17 protein-coding genes and 1 pseudogene are annotated in these 19367 nt (G+C 48.9%); 13 read left to right on the forward strand and 5 right to left on the reverse strand.

Annotation, left to right across the window (positions count from 1 at the left end; all coding sequences use genetic code 11):
* Nucleotides 1-54: 54 nt before the first annotated feature.
* The 4 genes from M1L66_RS02950 to M1L66_RS02965 all read left to right on the forward strand — a co-directional run bounded on the left by M1L66_RS02950 (nt 55) and on the right by M1L66_RS02965 (nt 5138).
* Nucleotides 55-1677, forward strand: a complete 1623-nt coding sequence (locus M1L66_RS02950; protein WP_117633251.1) for an extracellular solute-binding protein — start codon at nt 55-57, stop codon at nt 1675-1677.
* Nucleotides 1678-1748: 71 nt separating this feature from the next.
* Nucleotides 1749-2666, forward strand: a complete 918-nt coding sequence (locus tag M1L66_RS02955) for an ABC transporter permease (RefSeq protein WP_002601935.1) — start codon at nt 1749-1751, stop codon at nt 2664-2666.
* An 11-nt stretch (nt 2667-2677) separates the two neighbouring features.
* The gene (locus tag M1L66_RS02960; protein ID WP_187022692.1) at nt 2678-3577 is read left to right on the forward strand and encodes a carbohydrate ABC transporter permease; all 900 of its coding nucleotides are present in this window, start codon (nt 2678-2680) and stop codon (nt 3575-3577) included.
* Between the two features lie 7 nt (nt 3578-3584).
* Nucleotides 3585-5138 (forward strand): sulfatase family protein, encoded by a 1554-nt coding sequence (locus tag M1L66_RS02965; protein ID WP_434690719.1) that lies wholly within the window; start codon nt 3585-3587, stop codon nt 5136-5138.
* 91 nt (nt 5139-5229) lie between these two features.
* Here M1L66_RS02965 and M1L66_RS02970 read toward each other — a convergent pair whose 3' ends face one another.
* From M1L66_RS02970 to rbr, 3 genes are all read right to left on the reverse strand, one after another.
* Nucleotides 5230-5940, reverse strand: coding sequence for a response regulator transcription factor (locus tag M1L66_RS02970; RefSeq protein ID WP_002601932.1), 711 nt, complete (start codon nt 5938-5940; stop codon nt 5230-5232).
* 340 nt (nt 5941-6280) lie between these two features.
* Nucleotides 6281-8680 carry an endonuclease MutS2 gene (locus M1L66_RS02975; protein ID WP_434690721.1) on the reverse strand — a complete coding sequence of 800 codons (2400 nt, stop codon included), beginning with the start codon at nt 8678-8680 and terminating at the stop codon, nt 6281-6283.
* Between the two features lie 220 nt (nt 8681-8900).
* Nucleotides 8901-9494: a rubrerythrin gene (gene rbr / locus M1L66_RS02980; RefSeq protein ID WP_434690724.1), complete on the reverse strand. Its 594-nt coding sequence runs from the start codon at nt 9492-9494 to the stop codon at nt 8901-8903.
* A gap of 178 nt (nt 9495-9672) precedes the next feature.
* Between rbr and M1L66_RS02985 the strand changes: the two genes are divergently transcribed.
* Nucleotides 9673-10989 carry a S1C family serine protease gene (locus tag M1L66_RS02985; protein ID WP_187022688.1) on the forward strand — a complete coding sequence of 439 codons (1317 nt, stop codon included), beginning with the start codon at nt 9673-9675 and terminating at the stop codon, nt 10987-10989.
* A gap of 124 nt (nt 10990-11113) precedes the next feature.
* Nucleotides 11114-12061, forward strand: coding sequence for a 3'-5' exoribonuclease YhaM family protein (locus tag M1L66_RS02990; RefSeq protein ID WP_187022687.1), 948 nt, complete (start codon nt 11114-11116; stop codon nt 12059-12061).
* Between the two features lie 85 nt (nt 12062-12146).
* Here M1L66_RS02990 and M1L66_RS02995 read toward each other — a convergent pair whose 3' ends face one another.
* Nucleotides 12147-13109: an Rpn family recombination-promoting nuclease/putative transposase gene (locus tag M1L66_RS02995; protein WP_434690727.1), complete on the reverse strand. Its 963-nt coding sequence runs from the start codon at nt 13107-13109 to the stop codon at nt 12147-12149.
* A gap of 345 nt (nt 13110-13454) precedes the next feature.
* Here M1L66_RS02995 and M1L66_RS03000 point away from each other — a divergent pair, with 345 nt between their 5' ends.
* From M1L66_RS03000 to M1L66_RS03030, 7 genes are all read left to right on the forward strand, one after another.
* Nucleotides 13455-13613 (forward strand): hypothetical protein, encoded by a 159-nt coding sequence (locus tag M1L66_RS03000; protein WP_181991260.1) that lies wholly within the window; start codon nt 13455-13457, stop codon nt 13611-13613.
* Between the two features lie 254 nt (nt 13614-13867).
* Nucleotides 13868-14749 carry a hypothetical protein gene (locus M1L66_RS03005; RefSeq protein ID WP_434690730.1) on the forward strand — a complete coding sequence of 294 codons (882 nt, stop codon included), beginning with the start codon at nt 13868-13870 and terminating at the stop codon, nt 14747-14749.
* A gap of 10 nt (nt 14750-14759) precedes the next feature.
* Nucleotides 14760-15101: a hypothetical protein gene (locus M1L66_RS03010; RefSeq protein ID WP_187022683.1), complete on the forward strand. Its 342-nt coding sequence runs from the start codon at nt 14760-14762 to the stop codon at nt 15099-15101.
* A gap of 31 nt (nt 15102-15132) precedes the next feature.
* Complete coding sequence (locus M1L66_RS03015) at nt 15133-15330, forward strand: hypothetical protein (protein WP_187022727.1); 198 nt, start codon at nt 15133-15135, stop codon at nt 15328-15330.
* A 448-nt stretch (nt 15331-15778) separates the two neighbouring features.
* Nucleotides 15779-16807 (forward strand): TRAP transporter substrate-binding protein, encoded by a 1029-nt coding sequence (locus tag M1L66_RS03020; protein WP_434690734.1) that lies wholly within the window; start codon nt 15779-15781, stop codon nt 16805-16807.
* Nucleotides 16808-16818: 11 nt separating this feature from the next.
* Nucleotides 16819-17349 (forward strand): TRAP transporter small permease, encoded by a 531-nt coding sequence (locus M1L66_RS03025; protein ID WP_002601921.1) that lies wholly within the window; start codon nt 16819-16821, stop codon nt 17347-17349.
* A 3-nt stretch (nt 17350-17352) separates the two neighbouring features.
* Nucleotides 17353-18657: a TRAP transporter large permease gene (locus tag M1L66_RS03030; protein WP_187022681.1), complete on the forward strand. Its 1305-nt coding sequence runs from the start codon at nt 17353-17355 to the stop codon at nt 18655-18657.
* Between the two features lie 532 nt (nt 18658-19189).
* Here M1L66_RS03030 and M1L66_RS03035 read toward each other — a convergent pair.
* Nucleotides 19190-19315: pseudogene (locus M1L66_RS03035) on the reverse strand (helix-turn-helix transcriptional regulator); the annotation flags it as partial.
* Between the last annotated feature and the right edge of the window lie 52 nt (nt 19316-19367).

Raw genomic sequence — 19367 nt, forward strand, 5'->3', positions numbered from 1 at the left:
TTATTCACAATTAATTACGCAATGCAGTACTAGAAAGCGAAAGGAGAAGAAGGTATGAAGAAAGCAGCGGTATTATTACTTGGCGGTATCCTGGCAGCAGGGCTGATGACAGGCTGTGGGAAATCTGCTGAAAACGGAAAAAAGGCAGAAACAGAGGGCAGGACGACGGGAGCGGTGACAGAGGAAGCAGGCGGAGAAGAGGCTGCGAATCTGAATATGGAGGGCTTTCCCATCGTAAATGAGAAGATTACCATGACGGTGTACGGCTGCCGGGATCAGAACCACGCTCCCTGGAACGAGGTCCTCACTCTGAACAAATATGAGGATTTAACAAACATCCATATGGACTATCAGGAAGTACCGGCCGATGGATTTGAAGAGAACAAGCAGCTTCTCTTTGCCTCCAATGAGCTGCCGGACATTTTCCTGAAAAGCGATATCAAGATTGACCAGATTGCCACCTATGGGGTGGGGAGCGGACAGCTGATGGTGCTTGACGATCTGATTGAGAAATACGCTCCCAACCTGTCGAAGATTTATGAGGAATACCCTCAGATCAAGCAGGCGGTAACTGCGGCGGACGGTCATATGTATACAATTCCTGCCATCGATATAAGCGCGACGGGCAGCATGGGATTTAAACAGTGGATCAACAAGGCGTGGCTCGATAAGCTTGGAAAAGATATTCCGACGAATCTGGAGGAATTTAAAGATGTCCTGATCGCATTCCGTGACGGAGATCCCAATGGAAATGGCCAGGCGGATGAAATCCCGCTGGGAATTCGCGAACCCGATTCGATCTACCCGCTGGCGGGCAGCTTCGGCCTTCAGTTCCAGATGAAAGATACTTATAATATCGACGAAAACGGAACGGTACATAACTGGCTGTGCGACGATGCCTTTAAAGAATACCTGATTTACTTAAACGATCTCTATGAGGAAAAGCTGTTATGGCAGGATTATTATAAGAACGACAGAGCGGCATGGAGAAGCAATCTGGCCGGAGAGATGTACGGAGCCATGTATATGCCGTATTCGGACGTATTCGTGAACTGCGAGGAAGATTATGTGGGCTACAAACCACTGATCGGTCCGAATGGGGATCAGATGTGGACGGACGCCACCGGCAGTATCAGTATGCTCGGCAGCTTCGCGCTCAGCAATACGTGTTCCAATCCGGAAGCGGCTGTCCGTTGGGTGGATTATTTCTATGGAGCCGAGGGGGAGATGTTTTTCCGTTACGGCATAGAGGGGGAGACCTTTGATTACGATTCGAACCATGTGCCGCATTTCAAAGATGAGATCCTAAACAGCCCGGATGGGTTTATGACGGCTCTTGGCAAGATCAACCTCGTGCCGGGCGGCGGTTTCCCGTGTATGATTACGGATAATACCGACAATGTAGTGGCCAGCGAACGGACCAAGGAGGCAGCCGCCATTCTGGTGGACTACATGCCTGAGAAGGTATATGCAAAGCCGACGGTTTCCATGGAAGATATGGACCGGCTGAACGCCATAGAACAGGATATCATTAACTATAAAAAAGAGGCGGTAGCCAAATTCGTCATCGGTGAGTGGGGCTTTGACAAATGGGATGAGTACTGCGCTACACTGGAACAGATCGGAATCCGCGAACTGGAGGGAATCTATCAGAAAGCGCTGGATGCCACGAAGTAAGAAGGAGGGCCGGAAGCCGGAGGCAGGGCTTCCGGCCTGTCCGGTATGAAGAGAAAGCTGGAGGTAATACCATGAAACAAAAACAGAAAAAGCTTTGGCTGGATATCCGCAAGAATGCCGGCCTCTACGCGCTGGTGGCGATTCCCATCATCTGGTATATTGTATTCAAATACATCCCCATGTATGGGCTTCAGATCGCGTTTCGCAGATTCAACCCGACGCTGGGAATTACGAAGAGTCCCTGGGTGGGGCTAACCTATTTCAAACAGTTCTTTCAGTCCTATTATTTTAAGGACGTCCTGGTAAATACGCTCTCTCTCAGTGTGTTTACCATGCTCGTCGGCTTTCCGGTACCGATCTTTCTGGCTCTTTTAATCAACGAAATAAAGAGCACAAAATTAAAAAAGGCGGTTCAGAATATCACGTACATGCCTAATTTTCTTTCCATCGTTGTAATTGTCAGCATGCTGAGCCTGTTTTCCAATAAAGAATACGGCCTGTTTAACCAGATTACCGCGTTCTTTGGGGCGAAGCCGGTGGATTTTATGTCGAGGCCGTCGGCCTTCCAGCCGCTCTACGTGTTTTCCAATGTATGGCAGAATATGGGCTTTAACGCGATCATCTATATTGCCGCGCTGAGTGCTATCGACCCCCAGCTCTATGAGGCGGCCTCGATTGACGGGGCTACGAGGATGCAGAAGATTATACATATCTCGATTCCGTGTATCATGGGAACCATTCTGATTTTATTCATCATGAGAATCGGGAATCTGATGAGTGTGGGGTTTGAGAAGGTACTTCTGATGCAGCGCGACGTCACCATCTCCTCCAGCGAGGTAATATCAACGTTTATTTATAAAAACGGTATTCAGAAAGGGCAGTTCAGCTACAGCACTGCGGTAGGAATGTTCAATTCTATCATTAATTTTGCCCTTTTGGCAGGTGCAAATTTTATCAGTAAGAAGACAACAAAAACCAGCTTGTGGTAGGGAGGGGAACGATGAAGATGAAAGGAAAGTATGGTGAGATCGTCAGGAGTGACAGGACCTTTGATGTGATTGCGGCGGTTCTCGGCTGTATTATCATTGTGATTGTCATGGTTCCGCTGATCTTTGTGGTGGCGGCCTCCTTTTCCGATCCGGATCTGGTCATCCGGGGAGAGGTGCTGCTCTGGCCGAAAGGGCTGACGACGAAGGCGTACACCATGGTGTTTGAAAATAAAGACATCTGGAGGGGATTTCGCAATACCATGTTTTACACGGCGCTTGGAACCATAATCAGTGTGACGCTGACGGTCCTGGCGGCTTATCCCCTTTCCAGGAAAAACTTAAGGGGCCGGAATTTTATCATGATGGCGGTGCTGTTTACCATGTATTTCAGCGGAGGAATGGTTCCCACCTATCTTCTGGTGAAGGACTTGGGAATGTATAATACCATCTGGGCGATTCTGATTCCCAATGCACTCTCTACGTATAACCTGATTGTGGCCAAGACCTTCTTTGAAAACAGCATTCCGGAAGAACTATATGAATCGGCCCGTCTCGATGGCTGCGGCAACATCTCGATGCTGCTTCGGATCGTGCTTCCGCTTAGTAAGGCGATTCTGGCTGTTCTTGTGCTGTATTATGCCGTTGCAATCTGGAATTCCTATTTTGACGCGCTGATTTACTTAAAGGATTCGAGCCTGCACCCGCTGCAGATTGTATTAAGAAATATTCTTCTGCTGGGCCAGACAGAACAGATGGGGACAAATGACGTCGGGATGGCGGAAAAGATTAAGATGGCGGAGGCAATTAAGTATTCGGTGATCGTAGTATCCAGCATTCCGATGCTGCTTCTCTATCCATTTGTACAGAAATATTTCGTGAAAGGCGTCATGATTGGCGCCGTGAAAGGATAGGTTTGGAATGGAAAAAAAGAAGAATGTTATTATTATCATGACGGACCAGCAGAGGGCTGATCTGCGTAAGGGCTGTGGATACGAGCTGGACACGATGCCATTTTTGGATGAGTGGGCGAAGGGCGGCGTGGATTTTGAAAATGCTTATACGCCCAATCCCACCTGTATGCCGGCAAGAGTCAGCATGATGACGGGGCGGTACAGCGAATGCCATCAGGTGAGAACCAATCATAACCTCCAGGATGCCCTGTATACAGAGGACCTGCTGGATGTATTGAAGAAGAATGGGTATGTGACGGCTCTCTGTGGAAAAAATCATTCTCACCGCAGTTCAGAGGATTTCGACTTCCATGAGTGTACGGGCCATCTTGGTAATGAAGGGGAAATCAATACGACTCCCGCTGAATGTGAATTTGCCGATTTCTTAAACTCCACGCATCATATGGAGATGCACGTTCCCTCTCCCGGAGGCGTCGAGGTTCAGCATCCCTATCGAAATGTATCGTCAGCGTTTCAGTTCATAGACAGCCTGGATCACGAGCCGTTCTTCGCCTGGGTCTCATTTGCGGAGCCTCATAACCCGTATCAGGTGCCCGAACCTTATTTTAACATGTTCCCTCCCGAGCAGCTTCCGCCTCTCCACAGTACGACAGAGAATCTGGAGGAGAAAGGGGATCGCTATCCATGGATCCGGAATGTGTGGGAGAAGGTGCTGGGGGAATCGGTTGAGGAAAGGATTCTCCGCGCCCGTTCCAATTACCACGGAATGCTGCGTTTGATTGACGATCAGGTAAAACGTCTGATTGAGGGGCTGAGAGAGCGCGGACTGGAGGAGAATACCATCGTCATTTACGTGTCGGACCATGGAGATTTCGTCGGTGAGTATGGATTAATACGGAAGGGGCCGGATCTGCCGGATGTGCTGACTCATATTCCCATGATCTTCAAAGGGCCTGATATTGTCCCTCAGGGAAGGCGTGGTTCGTGTTTCGTAAGTCTTGTTGATATTTTACCAACCCTGTGCGATATGCTCGGACTGGAGGCTCCGCTGGGCTGCCAGGGCAAAAGCTTCCTTCCGATTCTGAAAAACAGGGACATCCCGGAGCGGGAATTCGATACTGCTTATGCGGAGAGCGGATTTTCCGGACAGTATTGGAACGAGCACGATGGACTGACGCTGCCGGCCGAAGATGCGGTATCGCCGGAGTGGGACCGTTTCGACTGTCTCAACACCTGGACCCAGTGCGGGCAGGTGCGGGCGCTGTGGAAGGGGACGTATCACATCCAGGTGGATATGATGGGATCGGGGTATCTCTATAACAGAAAAAAGGATCCCTTTGAGCTTTACAATCTCTGGGAAGAGCCGGATATGCAGGGCGTGAAAAACGAACTCCTGACGGAGCTTGCGGCGGCCATGATGAAGGCTGCAGATACTCTTCCTATGCCCCATAAACGCTATAGGACAAAGGTGCATCCGAAAGGCTACTGGTATCAGGAGTGGTCTTGTGAAGATATGGGAGTGCGAAGGATGAAGGCGATTGGAAGCCGGGGACTGGAATAAGTGAGAATGGGAGGAGGCCGTATCCTGGCATCCTCCCATGAAGTATTTTGCTGCTATACATCAAGTATCTTACTGTTTTACTTCAAATACCCTACCGTTTTACCTCAAATTTATAACCAATTCCCCACACTGTGGTCAATGCCCAGTTGGCGTGATCCTTAATCTTTTCCCGCAGACGTTTGATATGTACATCCACGGTTCTGGTATCTCCGATGTATTCGTATCCCCAGATGTGGTCTAATAGCTGCTCTCTGGTAAATACCTGGTTTGGTGAGGAAGCGAGGAAGTAAAGCAGCTCCAGCTCCTTCGGCGGCATCTCGATGGAGTGGCCCATATAGATGACGGAATAGTTCGTCAGGTTTACAATCAGATCAGGATACTCCACGTAATCGCCCTGCTGGTCGGTCTGGGCGGCCGCCGGCACTGCGGCCTGCTGGTAACGGCGAAGCACCGCCTTGACTCTGGCCACCAGTTCCTTCGAGTCGAAGGGCTTGATCATATAATCATCGGCGCCCAGCTCCAGGCCCAGCACCTTGTCGAAGACCTCGCCTTTTGCGGACAGCATGATGATGGGAACCGGGGACTGAGCCCGCATTTCCCGGCATACCTGATAGCCATCCATGCCCGGAAGCATCAGATCGAGGAGAACCAGATTCGGTTTAAACTCCGGAAATACCCGGAGTGCCTCCTCACCGTCGTTTACAATCATCGTTTCAAAACATTCTTTCGTCAAATAAAGAGAAATCAATTCGGCGATGTTATTATCATCGTCTACGATCAATATTCTCTGTTTTTCTGCCATAGCCAAATCCTCCTTGCGTTGTATTCAAGATTCCCGTTGCTGTTCCCGGCCCCACCGTCCGTTGCTTCCCGGTCTGTCCCGGCCCCGGCTGGCTCATGCGGCCTTTCCTGTGACTTTGCAGGGTATTAGCAATTCTTAACGCGCAAAATTTTTCGTTCAGAGAAAATCCCCACCTGTTTGAGCGCAGCGAGTTTGGGGATTTCCTCTGGTTTTTAGAAAAATTCTGCACGTTTAGAAGTGCTTATACCCGAAACCGGAACTGGAAAGGCCGCATGAGCCAGCCGGGGCCGGGACAGACCGGGAAGCAACGGACGGCGGGGCCGGGAACAGCAATAGATTCCTATTTAAAAGTGACGATCGTTACGCCGGAATCCCCTTCGCCGAATACACCCAGCCGGAAATCTTTGACGTATTTCAGTTTTTTCAAGTGCTTATGGACCGCATTCTTGAGCGCTCCGGTGCCTCGCCCATGTACGACACGAACCTGAGGCAGGTGTGCCAGGTAGGCATCGTCTAAGTACTTATCCAGTTCCGGAATGGCTTCGTCGGTAGTCATTCCGATCAAATTTACCTCCGGTGAGATGGACAGAGACTTGGACATACGGGTAGAACTGCTTCCGCTTCCTGTCTTTTTCCTGCCGTTGCCGCTTCCAAGAGTCGGGCCTGAGACGGACTGCTCATTTAACAGCTCCAGATCGCTTATATTGACGAGAGAGCGGAGAATCCCCATCTGTACATACAGATCCCCTTTGGGACCCGGAAGAGAACTCACCGTTCCATTTAAATTCATACTGAGAACGCGCACGCCGTCGCCGAGTTTCAGCTTTTTCGGATCGATAGATTTTTGCGGCTCTTTTGCCTGGTTCTTTAAGGACAGTGAGGAATCCACTTCCTTTAATTTGCCGCGGATACGGGCCCGCTCTGCTTCCAGCTCTTTTCCGACACCCGATTCGGAAGCCAGCTTGTTGATCTGGCGGATCGTCTGATCGGCGGTATCTTTGGCGTCACGCAGAATCCGCTGAGCCTCTTCTCTGGCATCGTGGATCATCTTGTCACGCCGCTCGTCAAGACGCTCTTCCTTCTGCGTCAGCCTGGCCTTCAGCTGCTCTACCTCCATCTTGTATGACTCAATCTGGATGCGTTCCTTTTCGATGGTAACCCGATTCTGTTCCAGATGGGTAAGCAGGTCTTCGAAGGTTTCATCCTTGGCCTCTAAGTGGGTCTTCGCATCCTCGATAATGTAATCGGGAAGTCCCAGCTTCGATGAGATGGCGAAGGCGTTGCTCTTGCCCGGGACACCGATCAGAAGACGGTAGGTGGGCTGCAGCGTCTCCACATTGAATTCACAGCAGGCGTTTTCAACGCCCGGTGTGGTCAGGGCAAAGACCTTCAGTTCGCTGTAGTGAGTGGTCGCCATGGTACGGCATTTCATGTTGTGTAAAAATGACAGGATAGCGATGGCAAGCGCCGCGCCCTCGGTCGGATCCGTTCCGGCTCCCAGCTCGTCGAAGAGGCAGAGCGAGCGGCTGTCGGCCTGACCGAGAATCTGTACGATATTGGTCATGTGGGCGGAGAAGGTGCTGAGGCTTTGCTCAATACTCTGTTCATCTCCGATATCTGCAAATACTTCATCAAAAACGGAAAGCTCCGAGCCGTCGAAAGCCGGTATATGGAGGCCTGCCTGTCCGATTAGTGTAAATAATCCGACGGTCTTTAAGGAGACGGTTTTACCGCCCGTGTTGGGGCCTGTGACGACCAGCAGATCGAAATCCCTTCCCAGATGCACGGTGATGGGAACGACCCTTGACGGATCTAAAAGCGGATGGCGGCCATCCTTGATGTGGATGACGCCCTTCTTATTAAAACGCGGCTCGCTGGCCTGATAGTGCCGGGAGAGCGCCGCTTTTGCAAAGATGAAGTCCAGTTTTGTGAGAACCTGGAAATCGACCAGCAATTCGTCCTGATACGGGACCAGCTGATTGCTTAAATCGGCCAGTACCATCTCGATTTCCTTCTGTTCCTGTATTTCCAGAGCGCGCAGGTCGTTGTTCAGCTTTAAGATTGCCATGGGTTCGATGAAAAGAGTGGAACCGGTGGCAGACTGGTCGTGAACCATGCCTGGGACATTGGATTTGTGTTCGGATTTGACGGGGAGACAGTATCTTCCGTCACGCATGGTGATGACTGCGTCCTGTAAGTAAGTTCTGTTGGAATTCAGGATAGAATTCAGCTGTGTGTGAATCTTATCATGAATGTTCTTCATGGAGCGCCGGACGTGGTGAAGACCTGGGCTGGCGTCGTCGCTGACCTCTTCCTCGGAAAGGATGCAGCGCTTGATCTCCGTATTTACCGGAGTCAGAGGTTCCAGTACGGAAAAAAGCTGTTCCAGCGAATCCCCCGGAAGCTGGTCATCCTCATGACGTCCATATGATTTGGCACGGGCCGCGGTAGTAAGTAAGGCGCTGACGGAGAGTAGTTCCACGATACCGAGTGAACTCCCCACCTCCAGCCGTTTTAAGGAGGCGCGGATATCTTTGACGCCTCCGAATGAAATGCCGCCTTTCTGGCGTACCCTGGTCACCGCGTCAGTAGTTTCCCTCTGAGCGGTGACGATCTCATCGTAATCGATGGAAGGTACCAGCTTGCGGCAGAGTTCTTTTCCCGATTCACAGGAAGCGTACTCTACCAGCTGAGCTATAATTTTATCGTATTCTAACGTTCTTAATGCTTTCTGATTCATGATTCCCTTTCTCTGTTTCTAACTAATATCAGACGATGGCAGACTAATTTCTGGCAGACGCCCATATGGGCGGTAGTGATTACAGTATATCATAAACACAGTACGGCCTGCAATCAAATAAATCCCTTAGTTTTGATACAGCAACGAGAAATATACCAGTGAAACCGTGAGTCAGAAAATCCCGCTTCAGGAAGTTATACTCCCGTTTACGACGGGGATTTTACTTGAGAAATGGTGAGAGTTCCACGCGGACGAAATATCCCTGTTCATGATGGCAGACCGGACAGGCCTTCGGGGCCTCAAAGCCGTGCTGGATGTGGCCGCAGTTTAAGCAGAGCCAACCGGTTTCCACGTCGGATACAAAGAGTCTGTTCTGCTCCATGTAATCGGCAAACATCTGGAAGCGGTCTCCATGCACTTTCTCGATCTCAGAAATCAGGGAGAAGGAAGAACTGATCTGGAGGAAGCCCTCCTGCTTCGCCACCTCTGCGAAATTCTTATAAACGTCCTGATATTCCTCAAACTCATTGTGGCGTGCGGCCTTTAATAAATCAACGGTCTGATCATATAAATCCACAGGATAGCCGCCGTCGATAAAAATGGTCTCGCCCTTTAAGTCCTTGAGATAATTATAAAAAATTTCTGCATGCTCTTTCTCCTGGCCTGCTGTATAGGAAAATACGGCCTGGATAACCGGAAGTCCCTCTTTTTTCGCCTGGCTGGCTGCAAAGGTATAGCGGTTTCTTGCCTGGCTCTCACCTGCAAACGCGCGCATCAGATTCTTGACGGTCTCGCTGTTTTTTAAATCGTTCATTGTAAAGTCCTCCTTGGATAAATTTTCATGTGATACCAACAGTGTCCCTCAAATTCCAGATTCTATACCATCAATTGTAACCAGATTGGTACAGTTCACAGCGTTTCTTATCTTTTCCTTGCATAAAACAGAGAAGAAACGTATAATAGGCTTAGGTCTTCTGCAAAGGAGGGTGTGTATGCCGGATAAAAGCGGGCCAGATGATAAAAAGACGGAACCGCGCCGTTTTATCAGCGAGAAAATTGTGAAACAGCCCAGAACAAAGAGAGAGATCATGAGAAGGGCGATTGCCCTTTTATTAACTGCGGCCCTTTTCGGAATCGTTGCTGCAGTTACTTTTGTTGTTTCCATGCCAGTGGCGGAAAAATACCTTGGTAAAGAAACCACAAGGGAGACTACTCCGGTAACAATCCCGAAAGATGACCCGGATACGACAGCGGTGGAAGAGACCGAGACTACTCAGGCTACGACAAAGGAGTCCGAGCCTATTGAGGATCTTTTGGAGTCAGCGATGAAAAAGTATCCGTTCAGCATAGATGATTTGAATACCCTGTACGGGAATTTGAGAGCCGTTTCATTAAAAGCGGATAAAGGAATCGTGACGGTCCATTCCGTTAAGACACAGACAGACTGGTTTAATAATCCGGTCGAGAATTCAGGCCTTTTTGCCGGGGCAGTTATCTCTTCAGCCAATGAAGAACTTTTGGTGCTGACACCGGAAGGCGCAGTAGAGGCGGCAGATTCTATCCGTGTGGCATTTTCAGACGGAACGGAGGTTCAGGGAACGATCAGGCAGACTGATAAGCTGTCGGGCATGGCAATTGTAAGCGTTCCGACTGCAGAACTGGGAAGGGCGCTTTTAGAAGAGGTCAAAGCGATTGAACTGGGGAATTCTTATTCCGTGAAACAGGGCGATCTGGTCATCGCAATCGGCGGACCGGCCGGCATGGTGCATTCTACCGGCTATGGCGCTGTATCCTATATCGCGAAGAATGTTCAGATGACGGATGGAATGACCCGTATCATATACTCCGATTTAAAGAGCAATGCAGGAACCGGAACATTTCTCATGAACACGGCCGGTCAGATCATCGGCTGGGTGACAGATGAATATAAGAGCGAGGGCAGCGAAGATATGACCGTTGCCATGGCAATCTCTGACTATAAGAGCATTCTGGAGAAGATGAGCAACGGCAATGCATTCCCATACTTTGGCATCAAGGGACAGGAAGTCAGCGCGATCATGAACGAGAGCGGCATGCCGCTCGGTGTCTATGTGGTGGATGTGAATGCAGACAGTCCTGCTTATAACGCAGGCATTCAGTGCGGAGATATTATCACGGTCATGGGCGGTGAGAGTATCGTAACCATGAAGGATTTCCAGGTGAAGCTGGAAGCGGCGACACCGGGAGAGGTTCTGCCGGTAACAGTACTCAGAAGCGGCAGAGATGAATATAAAGAGATTGAATATCAGATAACCATAGGAGCCAGATAAGTTTTCCAGTACTGCTTTGCATCAGCCACTGTGCCGTTGTCTGCGGAACAGTGGCTGATGCAAAGCAGTACTGGCTTCTGTGGCGCTTATAAAGAGCACTCATAAAAGGATATGGAGGAGAGCAATGAGATATATAGAAACATTTCGGGAAGGGCTGCATATATCGGATGTATACTTATGCAAGAACAAGCAGATTGCCCTGACCAAAGCCGGCAAAGAATACGGAAATTTAATTTTACAGGATAAGACCGGTACCATCGATGCAAAGATCTGGGACTTAAATTCGCCGGGAGTAGGGAATTTCGAGACCATGGACTACGTCTATATTGACGCGGATGTGACCATGTTCCAGAATTCCAACCAGCTGAATGTGAAGCGTGTCAGAATAGCAGAAGAAAGCGAATACATACCGGGAGACTATCTCCCTGTGTCCTCCAAAAACATCGGTGAGATGTATGAGGAACTGACCGGATTTATCAAATCCATCCGGACACCATATTATCGAAAACTGGCTGAAAGCTTCTTCGTGGAAGACAAGGCTTTTGCAAAGGCGTTTCAGTTCCACTCTGCGGCCAAGAGCGTCCATCACGGATTTGTGGGCGGCCTTCTGGAACATACATTGAGTGTTGTCAAGCTGTGCGACTATTACGCAGGCTACTATCCGCTGATCAACCGCGACTTGCTGCTCACGGCTGCCATGTTTCACGATCTGGGTAAGACGAAGGAACTTTCTGTTTTCCCGGAAAATGATTACACGGATGACGGCCAGCTTCTGGGCCATATCATCATCGGTACGGAGATGGTATCTGAGCGGATTCGTACAATTCCGGATTTCCCGGTGAAGGCGGCCACAGAGCTGAAGCACTGTATTCTGGCACACCACGGAGAACTGGAATACGGTTCACCGAAGAAACCGGCTCTTTTGGAAGCGCTGGCATTAAACTTCGCGGATAATACCGATGCGAAGATGGAGACCATGATCGAGGTGTTAAAGGGCGCTGGAGATAACAATGGCTGGCTTGGGTTTAACCGGCTGTTGGAGACGAATGTGAGGAAGACATCGGAGACTTAAAGAGATACGGAAAGAATGATGTGTACATAAAAAGCATTTCCGAAAGGAGCTGCGGCCGGAGATATGTGGCCGCAGCTCCTTTCTTTTACAGATGGTAATGTTGGAACAGCTGTCTGCGCAGCGATTCATTCCCCGTGATCTGCGCGATTAAATCCAGGCGGTTCTCTTTTAAAAGGATGGAGATAAGGCTGGCCATACGGAGTTCGCCTTCTTTTTCGCCCTCCATTTTTCCATCTGCAATCAGATCATCGATTGCCTTACACATGGTATACTCCTCCTCTCGTCCGGGAGCGGCCAAGAGCCTCATCAGCCGTCGGTTTTCTCCCAAAAGGCCCATGACTGCCGTCAGGGCGTCATCGTCCAGTTGGCATATCTGGCCATGGTTTGACGCGATATAGTTGTAAAAATTACTCTTGTCTGTACTATATTTTAACATACCAAAGACCTGTTGTAAACCTGTTTTGTAATGCTCCAGGTTTTTGATGTTTCGGATATCGACGAGATTGATGCGGTAGTCGGGGAGGGCGGCGAGAAGATCCGGAATACACTCTCCGGGTCCGCTTAAATCCAGCATATCGATGAGACTTTTGGGGCCATCCCATGGATTTTTTCCGCAGTAGAGGACCAGTGTGAGTATGGGGACGAGTTTATCCTGGCGGGTGATACCGGATAAAAACTCCGGACTTTTTGTAAGATCTTTCTTTTTCCTGTGTTCTTTTTGGATGTCCGTAAGCTGTTCCGTATAATCCAGCGCATCATAAGTCAGAACCCGGACAGGCATACCGTAGTGTACCTCTCCCTGAGCCTCGCAGCACGCTGCGATAAAGCAGGCTCCTAAGGAGGCTTTCATTGCAATATCACGACGTCTTTGTATCGTTTGCCGTCTGCCATTGCGGTCTGTTATGACGATTCCGGATTCCAAAGAAACCGGCGACAACAGTTCTGCTTTCAGAATCTGCTTTCCGTGAAAGATCTCAGCATTATACAGGTCCGCAAAACGGGCCTGGTCCTGCAGCAGTTTTTTTATATAAAAATCCTGTCTGGCCACACCACCATCCCTTTCTAAAATAAACTGTTTCTTACAGGTATTATCATGGAATTGCCGGCAGATGCGCCAGATATACATGAGTGTTTTAATGGAAATGAATTTCCATATAGAATGTGTTTTTAGTATACCACGATTTGATTATGATGACAATAGAAAAACACTATTATGTGGTAAAAAATACCTAAATTATACTGCTGAAAATTCCAGCAGATTATGAAATGGTACTTTCGGTATGTTCAAAAAACTGCCAGTTTAGTGTAAAATACCAACATATCATGTAGTGAATATAACTTATATTAATTAGAACTCGTATTAAGTTAGAACAAGAAAGGATCAGATTATTGTATGAAGGATAGGAAAAATATCAATTTGGAGTATGTAATCAATGATGGCACCGCACATGAGGTTGCAGTTGAGATTCAGCAGAATTGTGGAAACAAATATTCTGATTCAGAAAGGTTAAAACGATATATGGAGGGCGTCCGGGACGTGGGTGAGGTGTAACATTAAAAAGATTTATTAAGCGGATTAAATGAGCCTGGAGAAGACAGAATATTTCTCCGGGCTCTTTATTTCATGTAGTCTTACTTAGATAGAATCGAATATTACTGCCGCATAAATAGATAAAAATTCCCAAACTGGTTTCTGAACGATGTGTTGAAACCTTCTGTCATCCATGGTAAACTGGTTGAAATAGGGTGAGAAATGGACAGCATAGCAGAGGAATGCAGCATGGAGAGGAGGCACCGCATTTACTCATGACTTTTGGAGAAACATTTCATAAAATAAAGGGCATAGAAAAATTACTGGGGCTCAAGCCGGAGTTTTATGGCTGGAGCTGCTTGAGTAAAATTCATTCGCTGTATCTTTATGGCGATTACGATTATGAGGAGTGGTGGGAAATACAGAATCTCCGGCTGGTTATGGAGTCGCAGGATCAGGAATACTGCGTGACACTTCTTTTTCGTGATGTCACTTCCTTCTTTCTGGCACAGTCGACGTTAATCAGCGGATTTGAGATCGAATGCAGCGGGGATCACGCCTTCGGTGACCGGCGCAATTTCTATATTTTTGACTTCGAGGAGGGCGATATCCGGTTCTACTGTAAGGAAATAGAGGTAGAAGATGTCTTGAACAGAGAAGCAATGAAGGCAAAAGCGAAGAAAGAAGTGAAAGAGAGTGAAAGACAAAGCTGCGGGATGCTGTATCAGATAGAGACCTGGCATGAAGTGAGGGAGCGATTTCGGGAGGAACTGGATGGGGCGGTCTGCCGAATGAAATTTGGAGTAGATGATATCAATGTCCCTGGAACGGCCATGATACCGGTTCCGGATTACGAAGAGTTAAGTGACGAAGAATTGTATTTACGTTTAGCCGGGCTGTGCGAGCCGGACGGGGAACTGTATGTCATCACGGATATCTGTTATAAAGACGGGTTTGGACCATTCCGTCTACAGGCGGAGAAAATGGAAAAGCTTGTGAGCTGCCATCAGCGTATATTCTCGGAACTGTTTTTTGATACCGACGCAATAATCATCAGTTTTCCAATGAAGCGTGTCTGGATGTTTCACCATTCCGGATACATCGGTTTGTTTTGTTATAAGAATGACTTAGAGAGACATCCAGATCAGAGAGGATAGGTAAAAGAGTATGGAATTATTCAGGCCTGTGGGCGAAAAGGAATTGGAACTGATTAAACAGGCGGGCTGGAAAAGCTTTCCGCCCAGACTGCCGGAGCAGCCGATTTTCTATCCTGTGCTTAACGCCCGCTATGCGGGGGAAATCGCGGGAAGATGGAATACGAAGGATGCGAACTCGGGTTTTAAAGGGTATGTTACAAGGTTTGCGGTTGAAGATGAATACATATCCCGTTTTGAGCCGCATCAGGCTGGCGCGTCCTATCACATGGAATACTGGATACCAGCGGAGGAGCTTGCGGAATTTAACCGTCATATTGTAGGTGAGATTGAAGTGATACAGACATTTGAATAGGGAGGCCGGTACAACGGCGGGAGGAGCGGATATGGAGTATGGTATGCCGTTTTTAATGGAGACGGACACTCTGGAGGAGTGTGCCCGGCTGTGCAGCCATTTGGGACTGGATTTCATAGAACTGAATATCTGTTTAAGCGGTATGAAGAGGAGTTTCGGAAACATATTGCGGAATTTGGAGAGATGTGCCGGGGCGCATGAGGTCAAAACTGTCCGGGCAGCCGGATAAAAGGCAGCAAATAAGTTAAGATCCTATATATTTGTATTAAAATTCAGCGGACCGGAATCAGCAGGGTGATTTCCGGTCCGTTTTTGGTGTGCAGAAATGATTCGGACCGATAAGGGGCGCGGTTTGTAAAACGTCGGCGGTACTGGCCGGACAGGTGGAAAATATTAACTTAAGAACCGTTCTTATGACAAGATTTTACTTTTTAAGTTAAGGTCATGTTAAGCATTGCCGTAACGTATTTTCAAACGTTTTTTAATATGGTATGTTTCTTGCGGAACCTGCTGATGAGGCAGTTTGCCAGTGTAAGAGCACTCTCGGAAACTCCTTTGCACTCATCTTTGTGGCTGATTTTCCGCCATATGCACACATCTGACGAAAAATTATCTCACAAATCTGAGCACAAGGAGTTTCCGAGAGTACTCTGTAAAAAAACAGGAGGGATTTATCAATGAGGAAAGAGTTGAAAAAGTTACTGGCTCTTGTATGCTGCGCAGCTCTTACGTGTCTGGCGGTGACCGGATGCGCGGGAAATCAGGAAAAGAGGACGATCAGAATCGGCCACAACCAGTCTACCAATCACCCCACTCATATTGCGCTTACGGCTTTTCAGGATTACATAAGTGGCAAGCTGGGCGACAAGTATGTGGTGGAGGTTTATCCCAGCGAGCTTCTGGGATCCCAGACCGATATGGTACAGCTGACACAGACGGGAGCGATTGATTTCTGCGTGGCCAGCAATGCCATTCTGGAAACATTCAGCAAGAATTATGAGATCTTTAATCTGCCGTATCTGTTTGCAAGTCCGGAGGCGTATCACCACGTGATGGATGATCCGGAAGTGACGGGACCAATCTATGAATCTACAAAAAAAGCAGGATTTACTGCGGTGACGTGGCTGGATGCGGGAACGAGAAATTTTTACACCATTGACAGACCGATTGAGAGTCCTGCGGATTTGAGGGGATTAAAAATCCGCGTGCAGCAGTCGCCTACCAACATCGAGATGATGAAACTGCTGGGCGGCTCCGCGACGCCTATGGGATTCGGAGATGTCTACACGGCGCTTCAGTCGGGAATTATCGACGGGGCGGAGAATAACGAGATGGCTTTAACGGATAACGGACACGGCGATGTTTGTAAATATTACTCCTACGATATGCACCAGATGGTGCCGGACATTCTGATCGGCAACAACGCCTTTATGGAAAGCTTGTCCGATGAAGACCGGGCAGTATTCGAGGAAGGCTTTAAGCTGGTAAATCAGGTTGAGCGGGAGGAATGGATAAAGGCTGTAGCCAATGCCAAGGACCGCGCGCAGAACGAGCAGAATGTGAATTTCATCTATCCGGATCAGAAACCATTTGTGGAGGCGTGTCTGCCGCTTCACGACACCGTGCTGAAAAACAACCCGGCACTGCAGCCGATCTATGATGCGATCCAGATGTATAATGCAGAGTATCCTGCGGAAACGAATTAGGGGGAAACGAGATGAAGCAGTTGAGAAAACAATTGACAAAACTATTAAACGGCCTTGCGGGCATCAGTTTTCTGGCTATGGTTATCCTGACCTGCTGGCAGGTATTTACAAGATATATCCTGAAAAATCCGTCCACATGGTCGGAGGAGCTGGTCTCCTACTTATTTGCCTGGATGTCCCTGCTGGGAGCCAGTCTGATCACGAGTGAGAGGGGCCATATGAATATCCCTGTCGTGGTGGAGCGCATGCCGCAGGCGATGAAAAAAGGATTTTCTGTTTTCGCTGAGATCGTGGCGTTCGTATTTTCAGCGGTAATCCTGGTGTACGGCGGTATGCAGATCACCAGCCTTGCCATGGGGCAGATGACCTCCTCTCTGGGTGTGGCCATCGGTATCTTCTATATTGTACTCCCTTTAAGCGGAGTTCTTAACATGATTTATACTGCTATGAACATCTACGATATCGTGAAGGGAAACATTCCTGTGCTGCCGACCAGCGAGGAAGATACCCTGGTAGAAAATCTGGAAAAGGGGGAAGCATAAGCTATGGCAATCCAATCTTTAGCAATTATTATTTTCGTTCTGGCGGTATTTCTGGTTGCAGGAGTTCCGATCTCCTATGCAATCGGTATTTCCGCGCTGGCGGCGATCCTTCAGATGGTGACTATGGATGTATCCGTGCTGACCGCGGCGCAGAGAACCTTTGTGGGTATGAGTAAATTCAGTCTGACCGCGATTCCGTTCTTTGTCCTGGCGGGCAACCTGATGAATCAGGGGGGAATTGCCAAGCGGCTGGTGGATTTTGTGCTGGCAATCCTGGGAAAACTGCCCGGAGCTCTTCTGGTGACCAACGTCGGCGCCAACGCCCTGTTCGGAGCCATCTCCGGTTCCGCATCGGCAGCGGCTGCAGCGGTTGGAAGCATGGTTCAGGAAGGCGAGGACAAACAGGGCTATGAGCGCGCGGTGTGTGCGGCTACCAACGGTGCTTCCGCTCCCTCGGGGCTTTTGATCCCGCCGTCAAATGCTCTTATCACATATTCACTGGTTTCAGGCGGAACCTCTGTGGCGGCCCTGTTCCTGGCGGGCTACATACCCGGAATTCTATGGGCGGTCTGCTGTGTTGTTGTGGCAGTTATCATTGCACGGAAAAAAGGATATAAGGGAACTCCGGGAAAATTTGACTGGAAGAACCTGGGTGCGGCTACCTTAAAAGCCATCCCGGCGCTTTCCCTGATTGTTGTGGTGATCGGAGGCATTATCGCAGGCGTGTTCACCGCCACGGAAGGCTCGGCCATCGCCGTTGTCTACGCGCTGGTGCTGGGCATCTGCTACCGCAATATTACATGGAAGAGCTTTTGGAAGATTCTGGTGGACAGCGCAAAGATGAGCGGTATGATCGTATTCCTCATCGGCGTATCGAATATTCTCGGATGGGTTATGGCATTTACCCAGATTCCGCAGGCGATTTCCGCAGGACTTCTGGGCCTTACCAACAGCCCGATAATCATCCTGCTGATTATGAATGTGATCCTGTTGATCGCTGGTACCTTTATGGACGTAACTCCGGCAATCCTGATCTTTACGCCGCTTTTTCTTCCGATCGTCAAGACCTTTGGCATGCATCCGGTTCATTTCGGACTGATCCTGGTCTACAACCTCTGTATTGGAAATATTACGCCGCCTGTAGGCAATACGCTGTTTGTGGCGATTAAGGTTGGAAAGACGTCACTTGCCAGGGTTATGCCTTACATGGTCATGTATTATGCCTCTATCCTGGTGGGCCTTGTGCTGGTAACGTATATTCCTGCTGTCAGCATGGCGCTTCCGACGATGGCCGGGCTGGTCAAATAACAGAATATAGTATATGGTTTTATGCAGTAAAAAACCGTCTGTCACAGTGCTGGTGTGACAGGCGGTTTCTTTTGGTTCCGTGTCCGGTTATCCGGCGGCAGTGTTAATCCTTTTTTACTGCAAGACGGTCCCGGTTTAAGAAGTAGTAAAGAAGTCCGGCGGCGCTTAAGGAGATAAAAACATAGAAAGCCGGCCGGATTCCGCGTTTTTTGCAGTCACGGCAGATAAATGCAAGGATTGTGATGAGGACCGGCAGAAATGCGGAGAGAATAAAAACTGCAGATGCCGCCGCACACAGAAATACCGTGATGTCGCTAAAGCCTTGAAACCGTGTATAGAGCGCCGCCGAAAATGCCGCGAGAAACAGCAGAAGACAGCCGGTTATAAACCATTTGAATTTTGCTGCCTGCCCGCGCATACGGTTTACTTCTTCTTTTAGATCAGGAAGAAGATTTACCGTCATGTCAGGAGCTGCCAGATCTTTTGGCGAAATCTGAAAGAGCTCCGCCAGATGGATGAGATGGTCGGTTCCCGGCTTTGACTGGCCGGTCTCCCATTTTGATACGGCCTGGCGGCTGACACCCAGAAGCTCGGCCAGACATTCCTGCGACATATTATGAGACGTTCTTAACTCCTGTATTTTTTCTGCCAGTGACATGTGGAATCCCTCCGTTTCCCTTTGAAGCACTTTTTGATACTTCTGAGTGTAA

Origin of the sequence: Hungatella sp. SB206, assembly GCF_051132295.1 — a bacterium.
GTDB lineage: Bacteria > Bacillota > Clostridia > Lachnospirales > Lachnospiraceae > Hungatella > Hungatella effluvii.

What these genes read in the sequence shown, in the direction of transcription:
- M1L66_RS02950 (WP_117633251.1), top strand. Translation starts at nt 55, where the DNA reads ATGAAGAAAGCAGCGGTATTATTACTTGGCGGTATCCTGGCAGCAGGG.
- M1L66_RS02955 (WP_002601935.1), top strand. Translation starts at nt 1,749, where the DNA reads ATGAAACAAAAACAGAAAAAGCTTTGGCTGGATATCCGCAAGAATGCC.
- M1L66_RS02960 (WP_187022692.1), top strand. Translation starts at nt 2,678, where the DNA reads ATGAAGATGAAAGGAAAGTATGGTGAGATCGTCAGGAGTGACAGGACC.
- M1L66_RS02965 (WP_434690719.1), top strand. Translation starts at nt 3,585, where the DNA reads ATGGAAAAAAAGAAGAATGTTATTATTATCATGACGGACCAGCAGAGG.
- M1L66_RS02970 (WP_002601932.1), bottom strand. Translation starts at nt 5,940, where the DNA reads ATGGCAGAAAAACAGAGAATATTGATCGTAGACGATGATAATAACATC.
- M1L66_RS02975 (WP_434690721.1), bottom strand. Translation starts at nt 8,680, where the DNA reads ATGAATCAGAAAGCATTAAGAACGTTAGAATACGATAAAATTATAGCT.
- rbr (WP_434690724.1), bottom strand. Translation starts at nt 9,494, where the DNA reads ATGAACGATTTAAAAAACAGCGAGACCGTCAAGAATCTGATGCGCGCG.
- M1L66_RS02985 (WP_187022688.1), top strand. Translation starts at nt 9,673, where the DNA reads ATGCCGGATAAAAGCGGGCCAGATGATAAAAAGACGGAACCGCGCCGT.
- M1L66_RS02990 (WP_187022687.1), top strand. Translation starts at nt 11,114, where the DNA reads ATGAGATATATAGAAACATTTCGGGAAGGGCTGCATATATCGGATGTA.
- M1L66_RS03000 (WP_181991260.1), top strand. Translation starts at nt 13,455, where the DNA reads ATGAAGGATAGGAAAAATATCAATTTGGAGTATGTAATCAATGATGGC.
- M1L66_RS03005 (WP_434690730.1), top strand. Translation starts at nt 13,868, where the DNA reads ATGACTTTTGGAGAAACATTTCATAAAATAAAGGGCATAGAAAAATTA.
- M1L66_RS03010 (WP_187022683.1), top strand. Translation starts at nt 14,760, where the DNA reads ATGGAATTATTCAGGCCTGTGGGCGAAAAGGAATTGGAACTGATTAAA.
- M1L66_RS03015 (WP_187022727.1), top strand. Translation starts at nt 15,133, where the DNA reads ATGGAGTATGGTATGCCGTTTTTAATGGAGACGGACACTCTGGAGGAG.
- M1L66_RS03020 (WP_434690734.1), top strand. Translation starts at nt 15,779, where the DNA reads ATGAGGAAAGAGTTGAAAAAGTTACTGGCTCTTGTATGCTGCGCAGCT.
- M1L66_RS03025 (WP_002601921.1), top strand. Translation starts at nt 16,819, where the DNA reads ATGAAGCAGTTGAGAAAACAATTGACAAAACTATTAAACGGCCTTGCG.
- M1L66_RS03030 (WP_187022681.1), top strand. Translation starts at nt 17,353, where the DNA reads ATGGCAATCCAATCTTTAGCAATTATTATTTTCGTTCTGGCGGTATTT.